Genomic DNA, 24,406 nt, shown 5'->3' with positions numbered 1-24,406 from the left:
CCGGTCACTTCAGGCCGGTCAGGGTGATACCGCGGACGAAGTAGCGCTGACTGAAGATCAGCAGCAGGGCCGTCGGCACGAACATGATGACCGACCCGGCCGCGGTGAGGTGCCAAAGCTGGAACTGCTCGGCGCTGAACTGGGTGAGCCCCACCGGGATCGTGCGCATCTTCTCCGAGGTCGTCGCCACCAGCGGCCAGAGGAACTCGTTCCACTGGAAGACGAACGTGAACAGGCCCAGCACGGCCAGCGCCGGCTTGCACTGCGGCAGGATGATCCGCCAGTAGATGGTGAACTCGTTCGCCCCGTCCACCCGGGCGGCGTGGATGAGGTCGTCCGGGATGGGCTGGATGAACTGCCGCATGAGGAAGATGCCGAAGCCGTCCATCAGGAACGGCACGATGAGCGCCTGGTAGCTGTCCAGCCAGCCGAGGTCGGACATCATCACGTACAGCGGGATCATGCGGACGAAGAGCGGGATCATCAGGGTGGCGAGGATCGCGATGAACAGCGTGTTCTTGAACGGGAAGTCGAACTTGGCGAACACGTAGCCCACCAGCGGGTCGAAGATCAGGTGGGAGACCGCGATCGCGCCCGCGACCACCAGGGAGTTGATGATGAAGTTGCCGAACGGCGCCTCCTCGAACAGCGTGCTGTAGTTGCCCCACTGCGGGGAGTCCGGCCAGAGCACCGACTCCGCGGACAGCATCTCCGCCTCGGTCTGCAGCGACAGCGAGACCACGTAGACCAGCGGCACGACGGTGATCAGACTGGCGATGGTGAGCAGCAGGTAGGCGATCGCCTTGGACGCCCTGGCGGTCATCAGTACTGCACCTCCCGCTTCCGGCCGATACGTAGCTGCAGCAGTGTGAACGCCACGATGACGAGCAGCAGGAGCACCGAGAGCGCGGAGGCATAGCCGAAGTTGCGGGCGCGGAACGCCAGCTCGTACACGTGGAAGACGAACAGGTCAGACGCCTCGCCGGGACCGCCGCGGGTGATGATGTACGCCTGCCCGAACGCCTGCAGCCCGGTGATCACGGCCATCACGGAGACGAACAGCGTGGTCGGGGTGAGCAGCGGCACGGTGATCCGGCGGAACTGCTGCCAGCGGCTGGCGCCGTCGACCTTGGCGGCCTCGTAGTAGACGTCGGGGATCCCCTGCAGCCCGGCCAGGAAGAGGATCATCGTGTGCCCCGTGGTCATCCACAGCGTCACCGCCACGATGGTGGCCACCGGGTGGGTGTTCAGCCACTCCTGGGTGGGCAGGCCGAGGTCCGACAGGATCCGGTTGAGGATGCCGAGTTCGGGGTCGAGGATGTTGCGCCACATCAGGCCGACCACGGCGATCGAGGTGAGGTACGGCACGAGCAGCGCGAGCTTGAACGCCAGGCTGCCGCGCAGCCGCTGGTTGATCAGCACCGCCAGGCCCATGCCGAGCGCGATGGCGCCGACCGTCGTGCCGACGGCGAACTGGAGCGTGACCTTGAAGGCGTTGCGCGCCTGCGGGTCCTCGAAGGCGTTGGTGTAGTTGTCCACCCCGGCGAACTCGTCGGTCCGCTGGCCCGTCAGCATGCTGGTGTTGAGGATGTCGGCGATCGGGTAGTAGAAGAAGATTCCGAAGAAGATGAGCGCCGGCGCCAGGAACAGATACGCGGTCCGCGCCTGGCGCCGGGCGATCGGTGAGCGCTTGGAGCGCCTCGTGCGCTGCGGGAGCTTCACGGGCTCCGCAGGCTGGGTGAGTTCTGCCGGCGTTGCCATGTGCACTTAGCCCTTGAGGATGTTCTTGGCCGCGTCGTCGTAGGCGGCGAACGCCTCCTCGGCGTCGGTCCCCTCGATCAGCATGCTCTCGTAGAGCGTCTTGTAGATGTCCTCCAACTCGCCCGCCTTGCCGGTGGTGTAGACGCCAGAGCGGAACTCCTCCGCGTACGGCAGCCCCTCGGTGAAGGGCTTGACCTCCGGGTTCTCCAGGACCGCCGACTGCTTCGCCCACGACTTGCGCGGCATCAGCATGCTGGCCTGCTCCGTCGCCGCGGTCTCGGTCTTCAGCGCCGTGATCCGCTTGATGAAGTCCCACGACAGATCCGGGCTCTTGGCCTTCGCGGGGATGAACAGCGTGGTGCCGCCGGCGATCGTCGACTGCCGCTTGCCCGTCAGCGCCTGCGCGATCCCGTAGTCCAGATCGGGGTTGGACTCCTTGATGATCGGGATGTCCCACGGGCCGGTGAGGATCATGGCGGTGCGCTCGGCCGCGAAGAACTTCGCCGCGCGGGTCACGTCGAGGGCGGTCGTGGGCTTGGGGGAGACCTTGTGCTTGTGGACGAGGTCCTGCTGGAACCGCATCGCCTCCATGGCGGCGGCGCGCGGCTGCAGCAGCTTGCCGCTGTCCGCGTCGTACTCGTGCACGCCGTTCTGCAGCATCCACGGGTAGGAATAGCTGAGCCCGTCGTTGAGCACGGTGCCGCTGACGTCGCCGTCGGTCAGCTCCCGGGCCGCGGCGAGGAAGTCGTCCCAGGTGGTGGGCGGTTCGATGCCCGCGTCGTCGAGCATCTTGCGGTTGTAGAAGAGCAGCGTGCAGGTGTAGTGCATCTGGATGCCGTACACCTGGCCGTCGTGGGTGTTGTCGGCGACGGCGACCTCCAGCCAGTCGTCCGGGAAGCCGATCTCCGCGCCGTCCTTGTCGATGTACTTCTGCAGCGACAGCGCGTCCCCGCTGAGCGCGAACTCCTGCACCCAGCTGCCCGGCTCCTCCACCACGTCCGGCACGTTCCCGGACTGGAGGTCGGAGACGAGCTTGGTGCGCAGGTCCTCCCACTGGAACTTCTGCAGCTCCACGGTGACGTCGTGGTCCTTCTCGAACTGGGCCACGACGTCCTTGTACGCATCGAACTCGTGCGCGTTGTTCCAGTAGGCGAGGAACGTGCCGCCCCCACCGCCGCCGCCCGACTCGGCCTCGGGCGCGCCCGAGCCGCAGGCGGCCAGGGGGAACGCCGCGGCGACACCGCCGGCGACGCCCAGCATCCTGCGCCGGGTCATCCACGGACCGTTGCTGGCTGGCCTTGCTGACATGCGGGTGCTCCTCTCGCCGTGCATTCGGTTGGTCGCGCGCTCGTCGCACGCGCGCTCGTTCACGCCGACTCCCTGGGTATGAAGGACCAGGGCAGGACGACCTCGCGGGCCGCCGGCGGCTCCGCCGCCGCCAGCCGTTCGAACAGCAGCCGGGCGACGCGGCTGAAGTCGGTCTGCCGCTGCCCCACGGTGCTCAGCGCGGGGCGGATCACCGAGCCCTCCTCCAGATTGCCGACGCCGAGGACGGCCACGTCCGCGGGCACCGTGCGGCCGGTGTCCCGGACCGCCCATATCGCGCTGATGGCCGCCCGGTCGGAGGCCACGAACAGCGCGTCCGGCGGCTGGGGCAGGGCCATGAGCGCGGCGGTGGCGCGGTAGCCCTCGACGCGGCTGTCAGCGCCGGCGGCGACGAGCCGGCGGTCCGGCCGCAGGCCGTGCCGCCGCAGCGCATCCCGGTACGCCGTCAGCCGCACGGACCCGCCGCCCAGCTCCAGGTCGTGCCGGTGGCCGAGGAAGGCGACCCGCCGCCGGCCGGCGGCCAGCAGGTGGTCCAGCGCCTCGCCGCACGCCTTGTACTCCGGGGTGCGCACCACGTCGAAGCCGTCCGGCGCCACGGAGTTGTCGACCACGACCATCGCCAGCCGGCCGCGGGCCAGCTCGCCGAGGTCGCCGAAGTGGCGCGCGGAGTCGAAGAAGACGGCGCCGTCCGCCAGGCCCTGGCGCAGCAGCCGGGCGGCGTGCGCGGCGTGCGGCGGGGAGTCGACGATGAGGGTGAGGACGCCGTAGCCGTCGGCGTCGGCCGCCGCGTGCAGATCGCGTACCAACTGCTCCTGCACGGGGCTGCCCAGCGAGCCGATCACCAGGCAGACCCGCTCGGTGCGGCGCTTGCGCAGGCCGCGCGCCGAGCTGTTCGGCACGTAGCCGAGATCCCGTACGGCGGCCAGCACCCGTGCGCGGGTGTCGGCGCCGATCCGGCTGTCCCGCCCGTTGACCACGTAGCTCACCGTCGCGACGGACACCCCCGCGAGGGCGGCGACGTCGCGGACCGTGGGACGTGTCTTCTTCGGCATGATGATACGTTTAACCACCCGGACCGCGGCAAGGTCAAGCCTTCGCGCGTGAAGTCTCGTGACGAATCGTCAAATGCCAGGTCAGCGCGGTGCGCGTGTGGGCTAGATGTGCACCCCGTGCGCGCGCAGATAGCGCAACGGGTCGATGTCGGACCCGTAGCCCGGCCCGGTGCGGACCTCGAAGTGCAGGTGCGGGCCGGTGGAGTTTCCGGTGGAGCCGGAGCGGCCGATGCGCTGGCCGGCGTTGACTGGCCGGCCGGCGCTCACGGTGATCGCGGAGAGGTGCGCGTACTGGCTGTAGCGGCCGTCGCGGTGCCGGATGACCACCTCGTAGCCGTACGCGCCCGCCCAGCCGGCGCTGACGACCTCGCCGTCCGCGACGGAGCGCACCCCGGTGCCGAGCGGCACGGGGAAGTCGGCCCCGGTGTGGTAGCCGCTGGACCAACTGCTGCCGCTGGCGCCGTAGGGGGTGCCGACCGAGGTGCTGGCGACCGGGGAGGTGTAGTCGGCGGCGGGCTTGGGGTCGGGCTTGGGCTCCGGCTTGGGTTTCGGCTTGGTCTCGGCCTGGGGCGCGGGGGCGCGCTTCTGCGCGTCCGGCTTCGTCCGCGCCGGCCCGGACTTGCGGGGCTTGGCCTTCCCGGGCTTCGCCTTGCCCGAGGTCTTCTGGGACTTCGTCCCGTCCGGCTTCGCCTTCCCGCCGCCGGACCCCTTCGTCCCCGCGGCGGGGGAGTCCTCGCGCGGCTTGGGCGGGGCCGCGGCTGCGCCGCGGAGGGTGAGGCGCTGGCCGGGGAGGATGAGGTCGGGATCGGCGCCGACGACATCGCGGTTGCGTTCGTAGAGCGTCGGCCACCCGCCGCGTAAGCGGTGCTGGTCGGCGATGCCGGACAGCGTCTCCCCGGCGGTGACCTCGTGGTGCCCGGGCTTCCTGCCGACCGTGCCGGCCCGCCCGCCATGCGGCGCGGCGGCATTGGTCTCGGGTGCCGTGCGGGTGTCGGCGCCGTCGGCCGGCGTGCCGTCGGACGGAGGCCGCAGCCCCTCCTGCGCCCGGTCCTTGGCCGGGCTGTGCACGGAGTCCGCGGGCGCGCCCGCGGCCGGCGCGGCGGCGCCGGCGACCAGCGGCAGCGCGAGCCCCGCGCCGCTCGCGGTGACGGTGAGGGAGGCCCGCGACACCGGGCCGGGGCGGTAGCGGCGGTGCCGTCCGCGCCCTGTGCGCTCTGCCATGACCGAGTCACTTTCCGTGCGCCGAAACCTGAGCGAACGATAGAAGTGCCCACGCGGCAGGACAAGAGGGCGTATCCAGCCGGCTCCCTGGCCCCGGCCGCGGCAGGTGCCCCGGGCCTCCCACGGGCCCCGACCCGGATGGCGTAGCCCGGCAGGACTTTAGACAAAGTCTAATGTAGGATGGGATCCATAGGAACGAGCAAGGAGGCGCCCACTCATGACCACGATCCTCGACAAGAAGGCCCTGGACGTCACCGGCGAGGCGCTGCAGGGCGCGCTGGTCGATCTGCTGGATCTCTCCCTGCAGGGCAAGCAGGCGCACTGGAACCTCTCCGGCCCCCTCTTCCGTGAGCTGCACCTGCAGCTCGACAAGATGGTGAAGATGGCCCGCGGGCACGCCGACACGCTCGCCGAGCGGGCCGCGGCCCTGGGCGTGAGCCCGGACGGCCGGGCGAAGACCATCGCCGCCGGCAGCCCGCTGCCCGACATCGGCCCCGGGAAGATCTCCGACCAGAAGGTCATCGACGACGTCACCGACATGCTGGAGAAGGCGTCCGCGCGCATGCGGCAGCGGGTGGCGGACACCGACGACACCGACCTCATCACGCAGGACCTGCTCATCACCGCGACGCAGGACCTCGAAAAGGAAGCCTGGTTCTTCCGCTCGCACCGCATCGGCTGACGCGGATCCCCGGCCGGCCGCGGATCCGTCCCCCGTCGGGTCCGCGGTCCTCCCGGCCGCGACCGGCGGCGGTACCGTCACCGTCCCCCGCCGTCCGCCGCGGCCGTCCCCCAGCCCCGGCCCGCACGCTCCCCCCGCGTGCGGGCCGGTGGCGCTTCCGGCCGGGCTCTCCGCGTGGGTCAGGGTCTGCCAGGCGACGAAGAGGTTGTTCGATCCGGCGGGCCGGCTCTGCTCGGTGCAGCGGCCGGTGTTGGTCATGACGATGCCCATGCGGTGGTGCAGGGCGTTGTAACCGACCTCGGTGACCGCGCCGGGGCCGCGCTCGACGCTGCCGCCGCAGAGCCAGCTCGGCGGGGCCTCGCCCAGCCCGAAGCGGGACTGGAAGCCGAGCGCGTGCCGCAGCCGGGATCCGGCCCGCGGTCAGTCCCGCCCGTCCGGCCGTACCACCGCCGCCGCGCCGCCGCCGCGGCGCTCCGGCTCGGCCGCCGCGACCCAGCGCCCGTCGGGCAGCCGCTCGACGCCGGTCGCCGCGCCGATCTCGCCGCCGTCGGCGAACTCGTGCCCCAGCGCCGTCAGTTCCCCGCTCTCCGGCAGGCCGAGGAACGCCGGCTCCGCCGACGTCGCGGCGGTGTTGCGCTGGCTCGCGCGCGGCGCCGCGATGGCCTCCGGCAGGCTCAGCCCGCGGTCGATCCGGCCGGTCAGCACCTGCAGCACGGTGGTGATGATCGTCGAACCGCCCGGCGAGCCGGTCGCCAGCAGCGGCTCGCCGTCGTCGAGCACGATCGTCGGCGCCATCGAGGACCGGGGCCGCTTGCCCGGGCCCGGCAGGTTCGGGTCGGGCACGCCCGGCACGGACGGGGTGAAGGAGAAGTCCGTCAGCTCGTTGTTGAGCAGGAAGCCGCGGCCGGGCACGGTGATGCCGCTGCCGCCGGTCTGCTCGATGGTCAGGGTGTACGCGACGACGTTGCCCCACTTGTCGGCGGCCGTCAGGTGCGTGGTGCTCGGCCCCTCGTACGATGTGCCCTCCGGCGCCCGCTCCGCCTCGCAGCCGGTGTCCGGGCGGCGCGGGTCGCCGGGGGCGAGCGGGCTGGTCAGTACGGCGTCGGGGGAGATGAGGCAGGCGCGGGAGTCCGCGTACGACTGGGAGAGCAGCTCCCGTGTCGGCACCTTCGAAAAGCGGGGGTCGCCCACCCACCGGCCGCGGTCGGCGAAGGAGATGCGGGACGCCTCCAGGAAGTGGTGGAGGTACCGGGCCTGCGACAAGCCGTCGAGGTCGGTGCCCTCAAGGACGTTCAGCGCCTCGCCGACGGTGGTCCCGCCGGACGACGACGGCGCCATGCCGTAGACGTCGAGGCCGCGGTATCCGACGCGGGTCGGCTGCTGCCGCAGCACGCGGTACGCCCGCAGGTCGGCGGTGCGCAGGTCGCCGGCGCGTACGACCCGGTCGGCGTCCGGGTCGACGGGCGGGCGGCGCACGGTGTCCGATACGTCCGCGCCCAGGTCGCCGCGGTACATCGCCCTGGCGCCCTCGTCGGCCAACAGCCCGTAGGTGGCGGCCAGGTCGGGATTGCGCAGGGTGCTGCCCACCTCGGGCAGTTCGCCGCCGGGCAGGAACAGCTCCCGGGAGGCGGGGAAGTCGCGGAAGCGCGCCTCGTTGGCCGCGGTCTGCGAGCGGAACGTCTCGTCGACCGTGAAGCCCTCGGCCGCCAGCCGCGTCGCCGGCGCCAGCGCCTCGCCCAGCGAGGTCGTGCCCCACTGCCGCAGCGCCTGCTCCCAGGTCGCGGGCGTGCCGGGGACGCCGACCGACAGGCCGCTGGTCACCGCCTGGTCGAACGGGATGGCCTCGCCGTCCTCGGTGAAGAGGTCCTCGCCGGCGGTGCGCGGAGCGGTCTCGCGCCCGTCGAGGGTGGACACGCGACCGCTCTTCGCGTCGTAGTACACGAAGTAGCCGCCGCCCCCGATCCCGGACGAGTACGGCTCGGTGACACCGAGCGCGGCGGCGGTGGCGACGGCGGCGTCGACCGCGTTGCCGCCGTCGCGCAGCACCTCGATGCCGGCGGCGGTGGCGTCGGGGTCCACGCTGGCCACGGCGCCGCCGTAGCCCGTCGCCACCGGCGACTTCGGCGGCGCCGGCGCGTGCGGCCGGGCGGCCGTCGGCGGGGCGGAGGCCGCGGCGGTGGCGGTGACGGTGGCGATGGCGAGGATCGCGGCTAGGGGGACGGTGGGGCGCAACCGCATCGGTGCCTCCCGGGCGGGGTGGGCGTCAGGACCCGGCCATTGTCGTGACCGCGACGGCAATCGTCACCGGGGCGTGCCCGAGCCCCCGGGAGTGGCCGGCCGAATGTGTTAGACGAATCGTCTAAGGTTGGACACTATGACTCATCTGGTGGACGAGCGATCCGGCCGTACGTACCCCTTCGACGCCCTCCGCTGGCGCGCCGACGACGGCACCCCCCTCCAGGTCGGCGGCGTATCCGGAATCGGCAGGGACGACATCGACACCGGCGAGCGCTCCCTGTGGCGCTACCGCGCCGCGCTGCCCTTCGGCATCGAGACGCCCGTCTCCCTCGGCGAGGGCCGCACCCCGCTGCTCGCCCGCCGCTGGGGCGAGGGCGAGGTGCTGTTCAAACCGGAGTGGTTCGGCCCCACCGGCAGCTTCAAGGACCGCGGCACCACCGTGATGATCTCCGCGCTCGCCCGGCTCGGCGTCCGCGAGGTCATCGAGGACAGCTCCGGCAACGGCGGTGCCTCCGTCGCCGCCTACTGCGCCGCCGCCGGCATCCGCGCCCGCATCCTCGCCCCCGAGGGCACTTCCCCGGCCAAGGTGCTGCAGACCCGCGCCTACGGCGCCGACGTCGAACTCGTCCCCGGCGGCCGGGACGCCACCGCCGCCGAAGCCGTACGCCGGTCCGCCGGCACCCCGTACGCCGGACACAACTGGCACCCGCTCTTCCTCCAGGGCACCAAGACCCTCGCCTACGAACTGTGGGAGGACCTCGGCTTCGCCGCGCCCGACTGCGTCGTCACCGTCGCCGGCGCCGGCAGCACCGTCCTCGGCCTCGACGCCGGCTTCGGTGAACTCCTGGCCGCCGGCCAGATCCGCAGCCGCCCCCGCATCCTCGCCGCCCAGCCCGCCAACTGCGCGCCGATCCACGCCGCCTTCCACGCCGGCGCCGACGGCCCCGTACCCACCGACTACGCCCCCACCATCGCCGAGGGCACCGCCATCCGCGAGCCAGTCCGGCTGCCGGAGGTGCTGCGCGCCGTGCGCCGCTCCGGCGGGGACATGGCGGCGATCGGCGAGGACGGCATCCGCGCCGCCGTCGCCCGCCTCGCCGCCCTCGGGCTCTACGTCGAGCCGTCCAGCGCCACCGCCGCCGCGGCCGTCGACGTCTTCCGCGCGCGCGGCGCCATCCGGCCCGGCGAGACGACGGCCGTGCTGCTCACCGGCACCGGGCTGAAGGCGGCGCCCGCCATGACCGAGATCTTCGGGGGCGGGGCGTGAGCGCGGAGGACGAACTGCTGCTGCGCGAGGCCGAGAAGATCGCCACCGCCCTGGGCCGGATGTTCCCCGGCGTCTGCGAGGTCGTCCTGCACGACCTGCGCGATCCGCGGCACGCGGTCCGTACGGTCGAGAACCCGCTCTCCGGCCGCGGCCCCGGCGCTCCCGCCACCGAGCTGGGCCTCGCCCGCATCGAGGACCCGGACTACCCCGAGGTCATCCAGAACTACCCGAACCGCTTCCCCGACGGCCGCCCCGCGAAGAGCACGTCGATCGGCATCCGGAACTCGTCCGGCGCGTACGTCGGCGCCCTCTGCCTCAACCTCGACGTCTCCGTCCTCGACCGCACGGCCCGCACCCTCCAGGCGCTCACCGCGGTCGAGGACCCCGGGCTCCCGCTGACCGAGACCCTGCGGGCCCGGACGGCGGAGGAACTGCGCGCGGCGGTGGAGGAGTTCGCCGCCGGCCGCGGGCAGACGCCGCGGGCGCTGGCCTCCGCCGACCGCCGCGCGCTCGTCCGTGACCTGCGTGAACGCGGGCTGCTTGAGGTCAGGAGCGCGGTCCGGCTGGTCGCGGAGCTGCTGGGGATCTCGCGGGCGACGGTCTACAACTACCTGCGCTGACGCGGGGGCCGGGCCGGCGCCGGCCACGAGAGGCGCCGGCCGGGAGAGGCGCCGGCCGGGAGAGGCGCCGGGCAGGAGAGGCATCGGCCGCGCCCCCGTTCGGCCCCGCTGTGGATGCGTACGGACAGCGGGCGGCCGAGGCTGACGGTGGAGGTGTGCCATGGCACCCAGTCGATTCCCCCGCAGCGCCGCGGTCCTGTTCCTCGCCCTGCTCACCGTCGTCGTGGCCGCCGGCCCCGCCGAGCCGCTGCCCCGCGGGCGGCACGACCGCGCGCCGGCCCCCTTCCACCACCCCGGGGTACTCCTCAGCGGCCCTCAACTGCGGGCCGTACGGGCCCGGGTGCGGGACGGCGACCGGCCCTACCGCGCGTTCCGCGCGATGCGCCGCAGCCGCTACGGGCAGCTCTCCTACGTCCCCCGGCCGGTCCCGGTCGTCGCGTGCAAGCCCAACGTCAACCCCGGCGTCGGCTGCCTGGACGAGCGTGAGGACGCCCTCGCCGCGTACACCCACGCGCTGATCTGGGCCGTCACCCGCGACCGCGCCCACGCCGACAAGGCCGTGCGGATCATGAACGCCTGGTCGGCCCGGCTCACCGGCCACACCGAAGGCAACGCCCCGCTGCAGGCCGCCTGGGCGGGCTCCTCCTGGGCGCGGGCCGCCGAGCTGGTCCGCTCCACCTACGACGGCTGGCCGCGCGCGGACGTACGCCGCTTCGAGCGGCTGCTGCGCGACGTCTACCTCCCCGAGGTCACCCGCGCCGTCCCCGACTACAACGGCAACTGGGACCTGACGATGACCGACGCGGCGACCGGCATCGCCGTCTTCCTCGACGACCGCCGCGCCTACGACGAGGCGCTGCGCCGCTTCCGCGCCCGCGTGCCCGCGTACTTCTACGTACGCGCCGACGGCCCGCTGCCCAAGCCGCCGCCCGGCGGGCAGATCGACACCCCGGAGGAGATCACCGCCTACTGGTTCGGCCAGCGCACCTACCCCGAGGGCCTGGCCCAGGAGACCTGCCGCAACCTGATGCACGTCGGCTACGGCCTCGCCGCCACCGCGCACATCGCCGAGACCGCCTGGCACCAGGGCACCGACCTCTACGCCGAGGTACGGCCGCGGATCACCGCCGCCCTGGAGCTGCACTCCCGCTACCAGCTCGGCGAGCGCCCGCCCGCATCGCTGTGCGGCGGGCGGGTGGAGCGCACCATGGGCCCGGATCTGGAGGTGGCGTACCACCACTACCACGACCGGCTCGGGGCCGGCCTGCCGCAGACGGCGAAGCTGCTGGCGCGGCAGCGGCCCGCGGGCACGGACGACCTGTTCGTCGCCTGGGAGACGCTGACCCACGCGGCCGGCCCCGGCTGAACCGGCCACCCGCCGCCCGCCCGCCGCCCGCCGGACATCCGCCGGACATCCGGCCCGCCCCGCCCCGCCCGCCCTGATCCGAGGAGCCGCCCCCATGCTCACGACCGCCGGCACCGCCGCCCAGCCGGACAGCCAGCCCCCGCACGCCGACGCAGCGCACGGGCCCGCGGTCACCGCGACCGCGGTGGTGCAGGACCGCGCCGGCCGGGTGCTCGTGGTGCTGCCCGCCAAGCCCGCCGCGGACGCCGAGCCCGTGCTGCCCGGCGTCGCCGTCTCCGGCCGGCAGACCCCGGAGCAGGCGCTGACCCGCGCGCTGCGCGACGCGCTCGGCACCGACCTGCCCGCCGGGCGGCTGCTGGCAGTGGACTCCGTCCCGCCCGCCGCCGGCCGCTCCGGGCTCGCCCACCTCTACGCCTGCGCGCCGCCGACCTCCGCCCAGCAGGCGGCGATCGACGCCGCCGGCGCCGGGGACGCCGGCCCCGCCCTCCGCTGGCTGGACCGCGACACCGCCCTCGCCGCCCTGCCCGCACCCGCCGCCCGCCGGCTGCGCGCCGCACTCGACGCCTGGGACACCGGCGCCGTCGCCCACCTCGTCGGCGGCGAACCGCAGCCCGGCTCGTCCGCCGCGCTCTCCGCGGGCCGCCGCGCCGAGCTGGAGCACGCCGCCGCCCTGGACCCGTCCTCGTACCTGGCCGTGCGCCCCCGCGTGCTCGTCGGCGCCGGTGCGCTCGTGCGCGACGCCGCCGGGCGGCTGCTGCTGGTCCGCGCCGGCTACCGCGACGACGGCCGCTGGCAACTGCCGGGCGGCGGCGTGGACAGCGACCTGGGCGAGACCCCGCGGCCCGCGGCGCGCCGGGAGCTGCGCGAGGAGACGGGGCTCGACCGGCCGCTGGGGCGGCTGCTCGCCGTCGACTTCGCCTCGCGCAGGCCCGCGCCCGCGCTCGTCGTGTACGTGTACGACGGCGGGGTCCTGGACACCGCGGACCTGGCCGGCGTCCGGGTCGACGGCACCGAGATCGTCGACTGGCGGCTGGCGGGACCCGACGAGTTCGACGACCTGCTCCCGCCGCGCGGCGCCGCCATCGCGCGGGCCGGGCTCGGTGCACTGGAGGACGGCGGGGGCCCGCTCGACCTCGTCGCGGGCCGGCCGGCCTGAGCCGGGGGGCCGGTTCGCAGCGTACGGACCGGACGGCCGGGCGGCGGCGCGGACGGGCCGCTGCGTGCCGTACCAGCCGGGCGCATCCGCGGCGCACCGGCCCGTACTCCCGCCGCCCTACGCGCTGGTAACGTCCGGCCATGAGCGGACACGTACGCACCGAGCGCACCGGCCCCGTCACCACCGTCGTCCTCGCCCGCCCCGAGGTCCGCAACGCCGTCGACGGCCCCGCCGCCGCCGCACTCGCCGCCGCCTTCCGGGACTTCGAAGCCGACCCCGGCGCCCACGCCGCCGTGCTGTGGGGCGAGGGCGGCACGTTCTGCGCGGGCGCGGACCTCAAGGCCGTCGGCACCCCGGAGGGCAACCGCGTCGAGGCCGGCGGCGACGGGCCGATGGGCCCCACCCGGATGCGCCTGACCAAGCCGGTCATCGCCGCCGTCAGCGGCCACGCCGTCGCCGGCGGGCTGGAGCTGGCGCTCTGGTGCGACCTGCGGGTCGCGGAAGAGGACGCGGTCTTCGGCGTGTTCTGCCGCCGCTGGGGCGTGCCCCTGATCGACGGCGGCACCGTACGGCTGCCCCGGCTGATCGGCACCAGCCGCGCCCTGGACCTCATCCTCACCGGCCGCCCCGTGCCGGCCCCCGAGGCGTACGGGATGGGCCTCGCCAACCGCCTCGTGCCGCCCGGCCAGGCGCGCGCCGCGGCCGAGGAACTCGCCGCGGAGATCGCCCGCTTCCCGCAGACCTGCCTGCGCGCCGACCGCGCCTCGGTGCTGGAGCAGCACGGCCTGGCGGAGGCGGAGGCGATGGCCGCGGAGCTGCGCCACGGCAGCGCGGCCCTTGGCGAGGGCCTGGCGGGAGCGGAGCGCTTCGCCGCGGGGGAGGGGCGGCACGGGGCGTTCTGAGCCGTCCCGCCGCGGGGCCGAGTACTCCTCGCCGCGGGAGGCTCAGCCGGGGACCGGGAGCCTGAACGACCCGCGCGGCGCGCCCCAGTGGCCCCCGGCGGCGATGTGCGACACCACCGCCCGTTCCAGCGTCGTACGCGCCGGCAGCGCCGCGACGTCCGCGGGCGTACGCACCACGCGCCGGAACACGAACTCGACGATCCCGCGGTCGGGCACGGCCAGCCCGTGCTCGTCCGGCTCCGGCACGCGCGCCCGCTCTCCCGGATCGAGGGTGAACCGGCGCTGGAAGCGGATGATGTTGCTCTCGGCCGGCAGGAACTCCGCGAGGTGCGGATCCAGCAGCCAGGACGAGCAGTTCAGCCGCAGCTCGCCGCCGGCAGTGCCGTCTGCCGAGCCGTCCGGGGTGCCGCCCGCCGTGCAATTCAGGAAACTGCCGAAGCGGCGCGGGAAGAACTCCGCGGCCCGCGCGAACGATTCGTCGCACGCCCGCGGGTCCAGCGGGCCGTCCTCCGGGATGTGCACCTCAAGGCCGCGGCCGGCGACCGGATCGCGGTCGAGGTTGAACTGGAGGCGGCCGAGCCGGTAGAGGATGCCGCCGTACGGCAGCGTTATCCACCACTGCTTGTCCATGCCGCCGACGCCGTGCATCCGGCGGTGGACGCCCACCTTGTTGCCGAGGTCGGCGAGCGTCGCCCAGGACACGTCGTCCGGCACGTCGTGGCGCGCGTGGTACGCCCGCACCGCCGGCACGGCGGCGAGGAACGCCGCGGTGTGGAACCAGCGACCCGCCGCACCCAGCGCCGCCGGCAGGCCGGGGCCGCTCCCCGGACCGCTGCGGTCGTCGCCGGCCGACCCGATCCCCGCGGCCAGCGCGGCGACGGCGCGGTCCAGCAGCCACGCGTACGGCGAGCCGGCTGCGGTCACCTCCGCCAGCGCGGCGGTCAGCTCCGCGTCCTCGCACTCGGGGACGCCGACCGCGCGCAGCAGGGCGGCCAGCTCCGCACCGCGCGGCACGACGGCGGGCGGCGGCGCGGGGTGGGCGGTCTGCAGGGCGTCGGTCCACGGGGCGTACGTGCCGTCGAGGCCGAGCTGGTCGCGTACGGCGGCGGCGTTCAGGTGGGTCACGGCACGATCATCTCAGCACACCGGCAGGCCGGGGACGGGGGCGTCGTTGTCCCCGCCCTTGACGTAGACGACGCTGACCCAGACGCCGGCGTTGCCCGAGTCGTCGTCGGTCCTGCCCCACCAGACGTTCGTCCACTCGCCGGACGTCTCGCGGTAGGACTTCTTCTCCTGGCAGAAGAAGTAGTTGGTGCCGGCGTAGAGCGTGCCGACCGGCCGGTGCGCCGAGTCGTACGACGAAGCGGTCTGCCACACCTCGCAGTTGTACTTCCCGCCGCCGATGGGCGTGCACGACGGGTCGGGAGCCTGGCCGCCGTCGTCGCCGCCCGACGCCGTCCCGCCGCCGCTCCCGTCACCGTCACCGCCGCTGCTGCCGCTGCCGCCGTCGTCCGATCCGGTGCCGCCGGAGCCGTCGTCCGTGCCGCCGCTCCCGCCGTCCGTACCACCGGTGCCGCCGCCGGCCGCGGCATCGTCCTGACCGGCGGGGGAGTCGTCGCCGTCCGCGGCCGGCCCGTCCTGCGCGTCCCCGCCCTCGTCCTCCTTGCCGCCCTCCCCGTCCTTGTCCCCCTTCTCACCCTTGCCGTCCTGCTCCCCGCCCTCGCCGCCCGCCCCGGCCGACGGCGCCACGCCCTGGGCGGCGGGCTCCTCGGTCTCCTCGCTCGCGGTCGTCTCGCCGTCGTCGCCGCCGGCGAGCGCGTACGTCACGCCGCCGCCGGCGAGCAGCACCGCCGCCGCGGCGGCGGCGACCGGCAGCCAGCGGCGCCCGCCGCCGCGACGCTGCGGGGCCGTCTGCCCGGCGGTGCGCGACCGCGTGTCCGGCGGCCCGAGCTGCGGCGGGCCGAACCGCCCCTGCGGGGCGGCCTGCCCCGGCGGCACGGGCGCCCCCGGCCCGTACGCGCCGGGCGGCGGCGCGGCCGGCACCCGGCCCAGCCGCATCGTGTCCGGCCCCGCCGCCGGTGGCCCCGCCGTCCCGGCGAGCGGCTCCAGCAGGGCGCGGGCCCGGTCGGCATCGGCGCGCACGGCCGGGTCCTTGGCCATCAGCGCCTCCAGCACGGGCGCGAGCGGCCCGGCCCGGCGCGGCTCCGGCAGCGGGTCCACGATGATCGCGGTGATCGTCGACCAGGTGGACGTACGGCGGAACGGCGAGATGCCCTCCACCGCCGCGTACAGCGTCGCACCCAGCGACCACAGGTCGGAGGGCGGACCGGGCTGTTCGCCGCGCGCCCGCTCCGGCGCCAGGTAGTCGAGCGAGCCGACCAGCTCGCCGCTGCGCGTCAGATGCGTGCTGTTGCCGTCGGCCGGCTCCTCCATGGCGGCGATGCCGAAGTCGCTGAGCACCACCCGGCCGCCGCGCTCCAGCAGGATGTTGCCCGGCTTCACATCCCGGTGCAGCACCCCCGCGCGGTGCGCGGCGCCGAGGGCGTCGACCACCTTCAGCCCGATGCGCGCGGCCTCCGCCGGGGTGACACCGCCGCGCTCGCGCAGCACGTCGTCCAGCGACGGCCCGTCGACCAGCTCCATCACGATGACCGGCCGGCCCTCGTGCTCCGTCACGTCGTGCACGGCGACGACGCCCGGGTGCCGCACCCGCGCCGCGGCGCGCGCCTCCCGTTCCGTACGCAGCCTCAGCTCGGCGAGGTCGCGCGCGTCCGAATCGCTGAACGCCCGCAGCTCCTTGACCGCGACCTCACGTCCCAGCCGCTCGTCGACAGCCCGCCACACGGTGCCCATGCCCCCGCGTCCGAGCTGTGCCACTACCCGGTAGCGCCCGGCGAGTACCCGCCCAGGCGCTTGTGCCCCGTTGTCCCCCGTGTGCATGTCCGCCCCGTATCACGTGTCCAGGAAAGGGCAGTTTACGTGTCGCGGGGCTCGGGGGACGGGTGACTGATCAGTAGATACGCGAAGACGGCGGGCGGGCCGGAGACCTGCGCCGCGGGCTCTGCTTGTTTGCGTTCTGGTGCAATCCCCGGCCCCGGCGTCCCGCGCCGGGCGATCCTGCCGTGACTGAGCAGAACACAGGGGGAAGCAGATGAACTCGTGGCAGTACCGCACACTTCTGGGCGCGGCCGCGCTGGCGGCGCCCTTCGTGCTGGCGTCGCCGGCACCCGCCTCCGGGCCCGCGGACGGCGCCGGCACCGGCGGCGCGGTGCCCGCCGCGGAGGCGGTGCCGAACAGCGACCCGTCGTTCCTCCAGGTCTACGACGCCAACGTGGAGAACCTGCCGACCACGACGGAGTCCTGTCCCGGCGACTGGCACGACCTCATGTACTACATGCGCCTGCAGGAGTACCGGCCGGACATCTACCTCGTCCAGCAGATCAGCAACCGCGCGCAGCTCGACCTGCTGCTGACGCGGATGGAGGAGCACTTCGGCGAGAGCTACGCCGGCGTCCTCGCCGAGGACAACCCTGCCGACTACGACAACGGCTGCTCCGGGAAGGTGAAGCAGACCAACGGCGTCATCTGGCGCACCGACCGGCTCTCGCTGAAGACGTCCGCCTCCCCGGACAACCGGTGGCAGGCGCAGCGCGAGTACCCCGCCGGCTCGAAGGAGTGCGTCAACAACGACCAGCCGCGGACCAAGGGCGTCAAGGCCCTGCTCCTCGACAAGCTCTCCGGCAGGACCGTCACCGCCGCCTCCTTCCACTGGCCGACGCAGGAGCACGGCGGCACGTACTGCAACGTCTCCAATGCCGGCGAGCTGAGCAACGAGCTGACCGAGGACGGCTACGGCGTCGCCGACCTCTTCGTCGCCGGCGGCGACACCAACCACTCCGCCAGCAGCACCAACGGCGAGGACAACTGGACCACCTGGTACCGGGCGGCCAACGGCGACATCGGCGGCGAGCACCGCTTCCGCGACGCCGTCTACGCCGGCTGCGCCGACGCGGGCGGCTCGATCCCGGACTGCCTGGCCGACAAGTGGACGCTGCACACGACCGGTCCGCGCCGCGTCGACTTCCTCCTCACCCGCAACCCGGCCGGTGCGCCGCCGCGCACGAGCAACCCGGTCGTCCCCGCCTTCGACGAGGGGGACGCGGCCGACCTGGAGCTGACCGGCAGCGACAACCAGGACATGGACTACTCCGACCACCGGTCGGTGGGGGCGCGCATCCACTACTGACAGTGTCCGCCCCGGGCAGGGGACACACGCCGGCGGACGCCGCGACCGGCGTGCGTGGCCGGGGCCCACCGGAGCCGGGACGTTCCGGCTCGGGTACGGGACCGGGGCCGGCGGCCCACGCGGCTGCTGCCCCCGGTCCCCGCACCCTTCCGCCTCTGCGCGGGCAAGCCCCGCGCCACCGCCCGGCACGGGGCGGGCGGTGGCGCGGCCTGCCGCCCGCAGGCCGCTCAGCGCAGCAACTGAAGGACCGACCCCACCGTGTCCGCGTCCGCGGCCGTCTTGTCCTCCCGGTACCGCACCACCCGGGCGAACCGCAGCGTCACCCCCTCCGGATAGCGCGGCGAGCGCTGCACCCCGTCGCACGCGATCTCCACCACCAGCTCCGGCCGCACCACCACCCCCCAGTCCTCCTGCGCCACCGCCAGCTCCTGCAGCCGCACCGTCTGCCACGCCAGCAGCGCGTCCGTCATCCCCTTGAACGTCTTGCCGAGCATCGCGAACGAGCCGTCCTCGCGCCGCGCGCCGAGGTGCAGGTTCGACAGCGTGCCCGTACGCCGCCCGTGGCCCCACTCCGCCGCGAGCACCACCAGGTCCAGCGTGTGCACCGGCTTGACCTTCAGCCACGCCGTCCCGCGGCGGCCGGCGCTGTACTGCGAGTCCAGCGCCTTGACGACGACACCCTCGTGGCCGCGCGCCAGCGTCGCGGCGGTGAACTCCCGCGCCGCCGCCCGCTGCCGCGGGTCCTGCGGGTCGGCGACCTCAAGGCGGCGCACGCGGCGCGGCGCGGGCGTGATCCGGGCCAGCTCGGCGTGGCGCTCGCGTACGGGCGCGGACAGCAGGTCGCGGCCGTCCACGGCGAGCAGGTCGAAGAAGACCGGGTACACCGGCAGCGTCCGCTGCGCGCCCGCCACGTCGACCCGGGAACCCACGCGGCCGGCGACCTCCTGGAACGGCCGCGGGTCACCCCTGTCGCCGAGGGCGATCACCTCGCCGTCCAGCACGGCCGCCGCCGCGTCCAGCTCGTGGGCGGCGGCCACGATCTCGGGGAGCCGGCCGGTGATCTCGTCGAGCGTGCGAGTGTAGATCCGTACGTCGTCGCCGTCCCGGTGCACCTGCACCCGGATGCCGTCGAGCTTCTCCTCCACGGCGCACGGCCCGAGCCTGCCGACCGCCTCGTCCACGTCCGCCGCGGTCTGCGCCAGCATCGGCTGCACGGGACTGCCGACCGTCAGCCGGAAGTCAGCCAGCGCCTGCGGGCCGCGGGCGAGCACCGCCTCGGCGACCGTGCCCACCGAGCCGGCGAGCATCACCGCGCGCCGCACCTGGGCCGGGTCGGCGTCCACCGCGCTCGCCAGGCCCTCGGCCGCGAGCGCGTCCAGCGCACCCTGCCGCAGCTCGCCGCCGATCAGCCCGGCGAGGAAGCGCTGCTCCTCCGCCGTGGCGGCCCCCAGCAGCCCGTGCAGCAGCCGGCGCCGCTCGGCCTGCGCGCCCTTGCCGGAGACGTCGGCGATGGCGTCGAACGCCTCGTGCACCTCGCGCACGGTCAGCCGCGGCTGCTGCGCGGCTGCGGGCGCGCCCTTGAGCGCACTCCAGCCCACACCGGTCCTGCGCTGCGGCAGCCGCCCCGCCAGATACGTGACCACCAGGGGCGCGTCGGCGGGCTCGGCCTCGCGGAACAGCGCGGCGAGCAGCGCGGTCTTCTCCGAGCGGGCCCGGGTAGCGGCGATCTCCCGCGAGGTACGGGCGAGGTCGGCGAACAGCATGCTCCCATCGTCACCCACCCCGCTGACATCCGCCCCGCGACCGGCCGGAGGGACCGCGCCGGTCAGCCTCCGCCCATGAGCCGGCCCAGCGGCGCGACCAGCTCGCCCTCCTCGTAGGCCAGGTGCGACAGCAGCGCCTCCGCGAGCAGGTCGACCGCGCCGCGCAGCTCCGCCGTCCCCTCGGGCTCCGTGACGAAGGCGACCAGCGCGCGGTCGACGTTCTCCAGCACGTCGTCTATGACCCGGTGCTCTTCCGCCAGCCGGTCGAGCACCGGCGCGAGCCGCGGGTCGAACCGGCGCAGCTCCGGGAACAACTGCCGGTCCTCGGCGGTGTGGTGAAGGGTGAGGACCCGGCAGTACGCGGCGCAGTGGGCGCCGAGGGACCAGTTGTTCTGGCGCAGGGCCATCGTCGCGATGTGCGAGCGGGCGGCGGAGGGGGGAAGGGTGCCGTCGGCCACCTGGACGACCAGCTCGCGCAGCCGCTCCAGCTCGTCGCGCAGGTGGTCGTGGACCTCGACGAGGTGGTGGCCGGCGGAGACGTCCTCGCCGGGGCCGGCGGTGCGGGCCTCGGGCACGGTGGGGCGGGTGCTCTCGTTCCAGAGCGCCGGTCCCGAACCGGACTGCTGCTCTCCGCCGTCCGGCCGCACCTGTATCCGGGCCCCGTCCCGCTCGTCGTGCTCGTCGTGCACCGACGCGGCGTCGTGGCCACGCTCCTTGGCGACGAGTTCGCGCACGGCCGGGGCGACCTCGCCGGCGAAGCGGCGGATCTGCCGCGGGTCACCGGTCATGATCAGGAACGTGCCCGTGCCGTACGTGAGCGCGAACTCCGCGAGCTGCTCGGCCGGGTGCTCCTCCGCGAGGTTGAGCAGGCGCCGCACGTCCCCGGGCGTACGCCCCGCCGCCTCCGCCGCCTCGTCGATCACCGTGTTGCCCTCGCCGAGGGCGCCGGGCGATTCGAGGAAGGGCAGCGACGGCAGCCACCCGTCCGCCGCGCGGCCGATGAGGCGCAGCATGCGCGGTTTGAGCGCGCCGACCCAGATCTGCATGTCATGCGCCGGCCGGGGCCCGCGCTTGGCGCCCCGCACCTGGTAGTGCTGCCCGTCGAAGCGGATCCCGCCGCGGGCGCCGGTGTCCCACGTCTCGCGGATGATCCGGATGCCCTCGCCCAGCGCCTCGACCGCCTCGCCCGGCGAACGCCGCGGCCCGCCGAGGGCCGCGATGGCGTCCCAGAACCCGCCGGCGCCGAGCGCCAGCTCGAACCGCCCGCCGCTGAGCAGGTCCAGGCTCGCCGCGCTGCGCGCCAGCAGGGCCGGCGGGCGCAGGGGGAGCGGGTGGACGTTGCCGGACAGCGTGACCGACTCCGTGTGGGCGGCGACGAAGGAGAGCAGCGTCCAGGTGTCGAGGAACGCGGGCTGGTACGGGTGGTCCTGGAAGGTGATCAGGTCGGCGCCGGCGCGCTCGGAGAGCTGCGCCAGGGCGACGGTCGCCTCCGGGTCCTGGCTGGAGGGGATGAGGTTGATGCCGAAGCGGAGATCGTGGCCGTAGTCGGGCATGGCGCTTCCTCAGCGGAGGGAAGAATGGTTCGTGCTGCGAACCAGTTTAGACTATTTCGCGCCGCGAACTAGTGTCAAACTGGACGGGTCCCCGGGAGGTGTCATGACGAGCGAGCGGACAATGCCGGCGCCGGTGACCGGTCCGGCGGCGCACGCGGAGCCGGCGGCGCAGGCCGCCGACGCCGCCGCGGCCGGGCTGGCGAGCGCACTGGTGCGGCTGACGCAGATGCTGCAGCACGTCCTCGCCGAGGCCGGGCGCGGCCACGGCCTCACCGCGCAGCAGGCCCAACTGCTGTGCGCACTCAGCAGCGGCCCGGTGGGGATGAGCGAGCTGAGCCGCTGGCTGCGCCTGGGCAAGTCGGGGCTGACCGGCCTGGTGGACCGCGTCGAGCGCCGCGGCCTGGTGGCCCGTACGCCGGACGCCGACGACGGCCGCGCGTGCCGTATCGCACTGACCGGGGCGGGGGAGGAGCTGGCGCGGCGTACCCACGCCGAGGTGACGGCCCGGGTTGCCGCCGTGGCCGCGGGGCTGACCGCCGGCGAGCGCACCGCCCTGACGGACGCGGTGACGCGCGTCCTCGACGCCGCCCCCTGCCACGCCCCGTCGCCGAAGGCGTGGCCGGAGCAGGCGTGAGCCCGGTCCGTACGAAAACGGTGCGGACCAGGCGGGGCGGGCTCGGTGCCTTCGTCGAACGGTGCCCTCGTCAAGCGGTGCGGCGGCTGCTACGTTCCTCCGCCATGACGCTCTGGGGAACTCTGAGCCGTACAGCCGCCGCCTGCCTCAGCGCGGCGACGTTCGCCGCCGCCCTCGGCCTCGCCGCCGGCCCGGCCCACGCCGGCAGCGGCACCGGCCGCACGCCGGAGCGGGACCTGCCCGGCCGGGACCTGCCCGGCTGGGAGCTGCCCGGCTGGGAGCTGAAGGACACCGGCAGCCAGGCGCGGCTGCGCGGCCTGTCGGCGGTCAGCCGCGACACCGCCTGGGCGTCCGGCTCCGGCGGCACGGTGCTGCGTACGACCGACGGCGGGCGGAACTGGCAGGACGTGTCCCCGCCGGGGACCGAGGCGCTGGAGTTCCGCGACATCGAGGCACTGGGAGCGCGCAGCGCGGTCATCCTGTCCATCGGCCCGGGCGAGGACTCCCGCATCTACCGCACCGACGACGCCGGCGCGACCTGGACCGAGACCTTCCGCAACGACCACCCCGACGCCTTCTACGACTGCGTCACCTTCTTCGCCGGCGGCCGGAACGGACTGGCGCTGAGCGACCCGGTGGACGGCCGGTTCCGCATCCTGTCGACGTCCGACGGCGGGCGCTCCTGGAAGGTGCTGCCCGACGACGGCATGCCGCCGGCGCAGCAGGGCGACGCGGGGTTCGCGGCGAGCGGGCAGTGCCTGGTGAGCGCGGGCCGCTCGGACGCCTGGTTCGCCACCGGCGGCGGTGCGACGGCGCGCATCCTGCACTCCGCCGACCGCGGCCGTACGTGGACCGAGGCCGAGTCAGGCATCCCGGCCGGCGACCCGGCGCGCGGCGTCTTCGCCCTCGCCTTCCGCGACGCCCGCCACGGCCTCGCGGTGGGCGGCGACTTCCTGCCCGGCAACCCCTCGCCGGACGCGGCGGCCCGTACGGCAGACGGGGGCGCGAGCTGGTCGGGCGCCCGCAAGCCGCCGCCCGGGTACCGCTCGGGCGTGGCCTGGCTGCCGCACAGCCGCACCGCCGCCCTGGCCGTGGGCCCGACTGGCTCGGACGTCACGTTCGACGCCGGGCGCACGTGGCACGGTTTCGACTCCGGTTCGTACGACACCGTGGACTGCACCGCCGGCCTTAGCTGCTGGGCGGCGGGGGAGCAGGGCAGGGTGGCACGCCTGGAATAGCGGGGTACGTCGGGACCTAAGACGGTGGCCGCCGGGCCGGCGGCTTCCGTAGGTTTGACCGGTCCCGAACGGTGCCGAACGGCTGGAGCCCTCCGCGTGACCACCCGCACAGCAGCGCTGATGCGCCGTCTCGACATCGACCCGGGGATGCTGCGGGTGCTGTCGGTGACGTTCCTGTGGGTGGCGCTGACGTGCACGGCGCTGCTGATCCCGATCGGCCTCACCCTGCTCCCGGGCTACGCGGCGTGGAAGTTCTCCACCCGCGACCTCGCCCCGGCCCTCGGCCTGGCCGCCGCATTCACCCTCGTCGCCGCGCTCCTGGCCGGGTCCCGTACGTCCCTGAAAGCCGCCGCCGCCCGCCTCACCACCGCCCTGGGCCTGCGCCCCGGCACCCGCCGCACCGCCGCCGTGAGCCTGGCCGCGGGCCTCGCCGCGGGCGCCCTGTGCCTGGCCGCCGCCGAACTCCTGGTCCGCATCCCCGCCCTGTCGTCCACCCCCGCCGAGGAGGATCCCCGCTACACCGCCGTAGCCGGCACCTCCACAGCCGTCCGGCTCCTCGACGGCGCCCTGTCGGCCCCGGTCCACGAGGAACTCCTCTTCCGCGCCCCCCTGCTGCTCCTCCTGACCTTCCTCGCCACCCCCCGGGGCCACGAGACGGTCCCCACCCCTCTCCTCCGCCGCACCACGTTCACCGCAGCCGCGGCCCTCTCCGCCCTCGTCTTCACCACGGGCCACGAGCTCGGCGGCCCGGTCAACCTGATCTTCGCCGCCTTCCTGGCGGCCGTGACCACGGCCCTGCTCCTGTGGCGCCGCTCGATAGTCCCCTGCATCGTCGCCCACATGGTCCACAACACCGCGATCACGGCCCTCTGGGTCTTCTGACCCCCGAGAAGGGGGCGAGACAATCGGCTTTGCGGGACCTGGGGGTGGATGCGGTATGGTTCTCGTGCGCGATCGGCCGGGGCGAAACCCCAGGTCGTCCGGGCACCGGGACGTGGCGCAGTTTGGTAGCGCACTTGACTGGGGGTCAAGGGGTCGTGGGTTCAAATCCCGCCGTCCCGACGGTGCTGAAGAGGCCCTTTGAATGGGAGAAATCCCAGGTCAGCGATCCAGCGCACCTTCGGTGCGCGCCGGGGGCGTGGTAAATCTCGTGGCGCGCGCCGGAAGTGCTTCTGTCCGCTCTGACGGGGCTGATGCCGGTCCGGGATGCTGGTGGGGTTCGTTCCGGCCGAAACCGATGCCTCTGTGATGCCGGTGAGCTCGCAGGTCAGCGTGGTGCTGGGGGCCTTCCACGGGAACCGTGGAGTGTTGCTGCGAAGCACGTGCGTCAGAATTCCTGATTCACCCTGGCCCTCCCGGAACGGCGTACTTCTCGGCCGTG

General features: G+C 74.4%; 20 protein-coding genes, 1 tRNA gene and 1 pseudogene. 11 read left to right on the top strand and 11 right to left on the bottom strand.

Annotated features, from left to right (window positions below; genetic code table 11):
- Positions 1 to 4 precede the first annotated feature (4 nt).
- The 5 genes from B124_RS18715 to B124_RS18695 all read right to left on the bottom strand — a co-directional run bounded on the left by B124_RS18715 (position 5) and on the right by B124_RS18695 (position 5,309).
- Complete coding sequence (locus B124_RS18715; protein WP_496504021.1) at positions 5 to 823, bottom strand: carbohydrate ABC transporter permease; 819 nt, start codon at positions 821 to 823, stop codon at positions 5 to 7.
- Entirely contained in the window at positions 823 to 1,761 is a 939-nt protein-coding gene (locus B124_RS18710) for a carbohydrate ABC transporter permease (protein ID WP_496504020.1), read from the bottom strand. The genes B124_RS18715 and B124_RS18710 overlap by 1 nt, the downstream gene beginning before the upstream one ends.
- A 6-nt stretch (positions 1,762 to 1,767) precedes the next feature.
- On the bottom strand, positions 1,768 to 3,069 hold the full coding sequence (locus B124_RS18705) for a sugar ABC transporter substrate-binding protein (RefSeq protein ID WP_496504019.1): 1,302 nt from the start codon (positions 3,067 to 3,069) through the stop codon (positions 1,768 to 1,770).
- Between the two features lie 59 nt (positions 3,070 to 3,128).
- Entirely contained in the window at positions 3,129 to 4,139 is a 1,011-nt protein-coding gene (locus B124_RS18700) for a LacI family DNA-binding transcriptional regulator (protein WP_496504018.1), read from the bottom strand.
- Positions 4,140 to 4,241: 102 nt separating this feature from the next.
- Complete coding sequence (locus tag B124_RS18695; protein ID WP_496504090.1) at positions 4,242 to 5,309, bottom strand: M23 family metallopeptidase; 1,068 nt, start codon at positions 5,307 to 5,309, stop codon at positions 4,242 to 4,244.
- Positions 5,310 to 5,577: 268 nt separating this feature from the next.
- Between B124_RS18695 and B124_RS18690 the strand changes: the two genes are divergently transcribed.
- Positions 5,578 to 6,042 carry a Dps family protein gene (locus tag B124_RS18690; RefSeq protein ID WP_496504017.1) on the top strand — a complete coding sequence of 155 codons (465 nt, stop codon included), beginning with the start codon at positions 5,578 to 5,580 and terminating at the stop codon, positions 6,040 to 6,042.
- A 159-nt stretch (positions 6,043 to 6,201) separates the two neighbouring features.
- Here the strand turns inward: B124_RS18690 and B124_RS18685 are convergent.
- Positions 6,202 to 6,453, bottom strand: a pseudogene (locus B124_RS18685) (alginate lyase family protein); the annotation flags it as partial.
- Between the two features lie 9 nt (positions 6,454 to 6,462).
- Entirely contained in the window at positions 6,463 to 8,280 is a 1,818-nt protein-coding gene (ggt, locus tag B124_RS18680) for a gamma-glutamyltransferase (RefSeq protein ID WP_496504016.1), read from the bottom strand.
- A 148-nt stretch (positions 8,281 to 8,428) separates the two neighbouring features.
- Between ggt and B124_RS18675 the strand changes: the two genes are divergently transcribed.
- From B124_RS18675 to B124_RS18655, 5 genes are all read left to right on the top strand, one after another.
- Positions 8,429 to 9,547, top strand: a complete 1,119-nt coding sequence (locus B124_RS18675) for a threonine synthase (RefSeq protein WP_496504015.1) — start codon at positions 8,429 to 8,431, stop codon at positions 9,545 to 9,547.
- On the top strand, positions 9,544 to 10,167 hold the full coding sequence (locus tag B124_RS18670) for a helix-turn-helix transcriptional regulator (protein WP_496504014.1): 624 nt from the start codon (positions 9,544 to 9,546) through the stop codon (positions 10,165 to 10,167). Before B124_RS18675 ends, B124_RS18670 begins: the two co-directional genes overlap by 4 nt.
- Before the next feature lie 160 nt (positions 10,168 to 10,327).
- Positions 10,328 to 11,533 carry an alginate lyase family protein gene (locus B124_RS18665; RefSeq protein ID WP_496504013.1) on the top strand — a complete coding sequence of 402 codons (1,206 nt, stop codon included), beginning with the start codon at positions 10,328 to 10,330 and terminating at the stop codon, positions 11,531 to 11,533.
- A 94-nt stretch (positions 11,534 to 11,627) separates the two neighbouring features.
- Complete coding sequence (locus B124_RS18660) at positions 11,628 to 12,689, top strand: NUDIX hydrolase (RefSeq protein ID WP_496504012.1); 1,062 nt, start codon at positions 11,628 to 11,630, stop codon at positions 12,687 to 12,689.
- 140 nt (positions 12,690 to 12,829) lie between these two features.
- Entirely contained in the window at positions 12,830 to 13,591 is a 762-nt protein-coding gene (locus B124_RS18655; protein ID WP_496504011.1) for a crotonase/enoyl-CoA hydratase family protein, read from the top strand.
- A 42-nt stretch (positions 13,592 to 13,633) separates the two neighbouring features.
- Here the strand turns inward: B124_RS18655 and B124_RS18650 are convergent, their stop codons facing one another.
- Together B124_RS18650 and B124_RS18645 are read right to left on the bottom strand one after the other, a co-directional pair.
- Positions 13,634 to 14,716 carry an acyltransferase domain-containing protein gene (locus B124_RS18650; RefSeq protein ID WP_496504010.1) on the bottom strand — a complete coding sequence of 361 codons (1,083 nt, stop codon included), beginning with the start codon at positions 14,714 to 14,716 and terminating at the stop codon, positions 13,634 to 13,636.
- Positions 14,717 to 14,728: 12 nt separating this feature from the next.
- Positions 14,729 to 16,531 carry a serine/threonine-protein kinase gene (locus tag B124_RS18645; protein ID WP_496504009.1) on the bottom strand — a complete coding sequence of 601 codons (1,803 nt, stop codon included), beginning with the start codon at positions 16,529 to 16,531 and terminating at the stop codon, positions 14,729 to 14,731.
- Positions 16,532 to 16,742: 211 nt separating this feature from the next.
- Here B124_RS18645 and B124_RS18640 point away from each other — a divergent pair, with 211 nt between their 5' ends.
- A complete protein-coding gene (locus B124_RS18640; protein ID WP_496504008.1) occupies positions 16,743 to 17,837 on the top strand; it encodes a hypothetical protein in 1,095 nt (364 codons plus the stop codon).
- A 227-nt stretch (positions 17,838 to 18,064) separates the two neighbouring features.
- On the opposite strand, the gene B124_RS18635 is transcribed toward B124_RS18640, so the two are convergent.
- Both B124_RS18635 and B124_RS18630 read right to left on the bottom strand, forming a co-directional pair.
- Positions 18,065 to 19,600, bottom strand: a complete 1,536-nt coding sequence (locus B124_RS18635; protein ID WP_496504007.1) for an ATP-dependent DNA ligase — start codon at positions 19,598 to 19,600, stop codon at positions 18,065 to 18,067.
- Between the two features lie 62 nt (positions 19,601 to 19,662).
- Positions 19,663 to 21,153 carry an LLM class flavin-dependent oxidoreductase gene (locus tag B124_RS18630; RefSeq protein ID WP_496504006.1) on the bottom strand — a complete coding sequence of 497 codons (1,491 nt, stop codon included), beginning with the start codon at positions 21,151 to 21,153 and terminating at the stop codon, positions 19,663 to 19,665.
- A gap of 103 nt (positions 21,154 to 21,256) precedes the next feature.
- Here B124_RS18630 and B124_RS18625 point away from each other — a divergent pair, with 103 nt between their 5' ends.
- The 4 genes from B124_RS18625 (at position 21,257) to B124_RS18610 (ending at position 24,087) form a co-directional block, all read left to right on the top strand.
- Positions 21,257 to 21,787, top strand: a complete 531-nt coding sequence (locus B124_RS18625) for a MarR family winged helix-turn-helix transcriptional regulator (RefSeq protein WP_496504005.1) — start codon at positions 21,257 to 21,259, stop codon at positions 21,785 to 21,787.
- 104 nt (positions 21,788 to 21,891) lie between these two features.
- A complete protein-coding gene (locus tag B124_RS18620) occupies positions 21,892 to 23,025 on the top strand; it encodes a WD40/YVTN/BNR-like repeat-containing protein (protein WP_496504004.1) in 1,134 nt (377 codons plus the stop codon).
- A gap of 96 nt (positions 23,026 to 23,121) precedes the next feature.
- Positions 23,122 to 23,907 (top strand): CPBP family intramembrane glutamic endopeptidase, encoded by a 786-nt coding sequence (locus tag B124_RS18615; protein ID WP_496504003.1) that lies wholly within the window; start codon positions 23,122 to 23,124, stop codon positions 23,905 to 23,907.
- A gap of 106 nt (positions 23,908 to 24,013) precedes the next feature.
- Positions 24,014 to 24,087 (top strand) — tRNA-Pro (locus B124_RS18610).
- The last annotated feature ends 319 nt before the right edge of the window (positions 24,088 to 24,406 follow it).

It is taken from the genome of Streptomyces sp. CNP082 (assembly GCF_059570535.1).
Note: the sequence above shows the minus strand (reverse complement) of the source record. Positions and strands in the feature narration are given on the sequence as shown.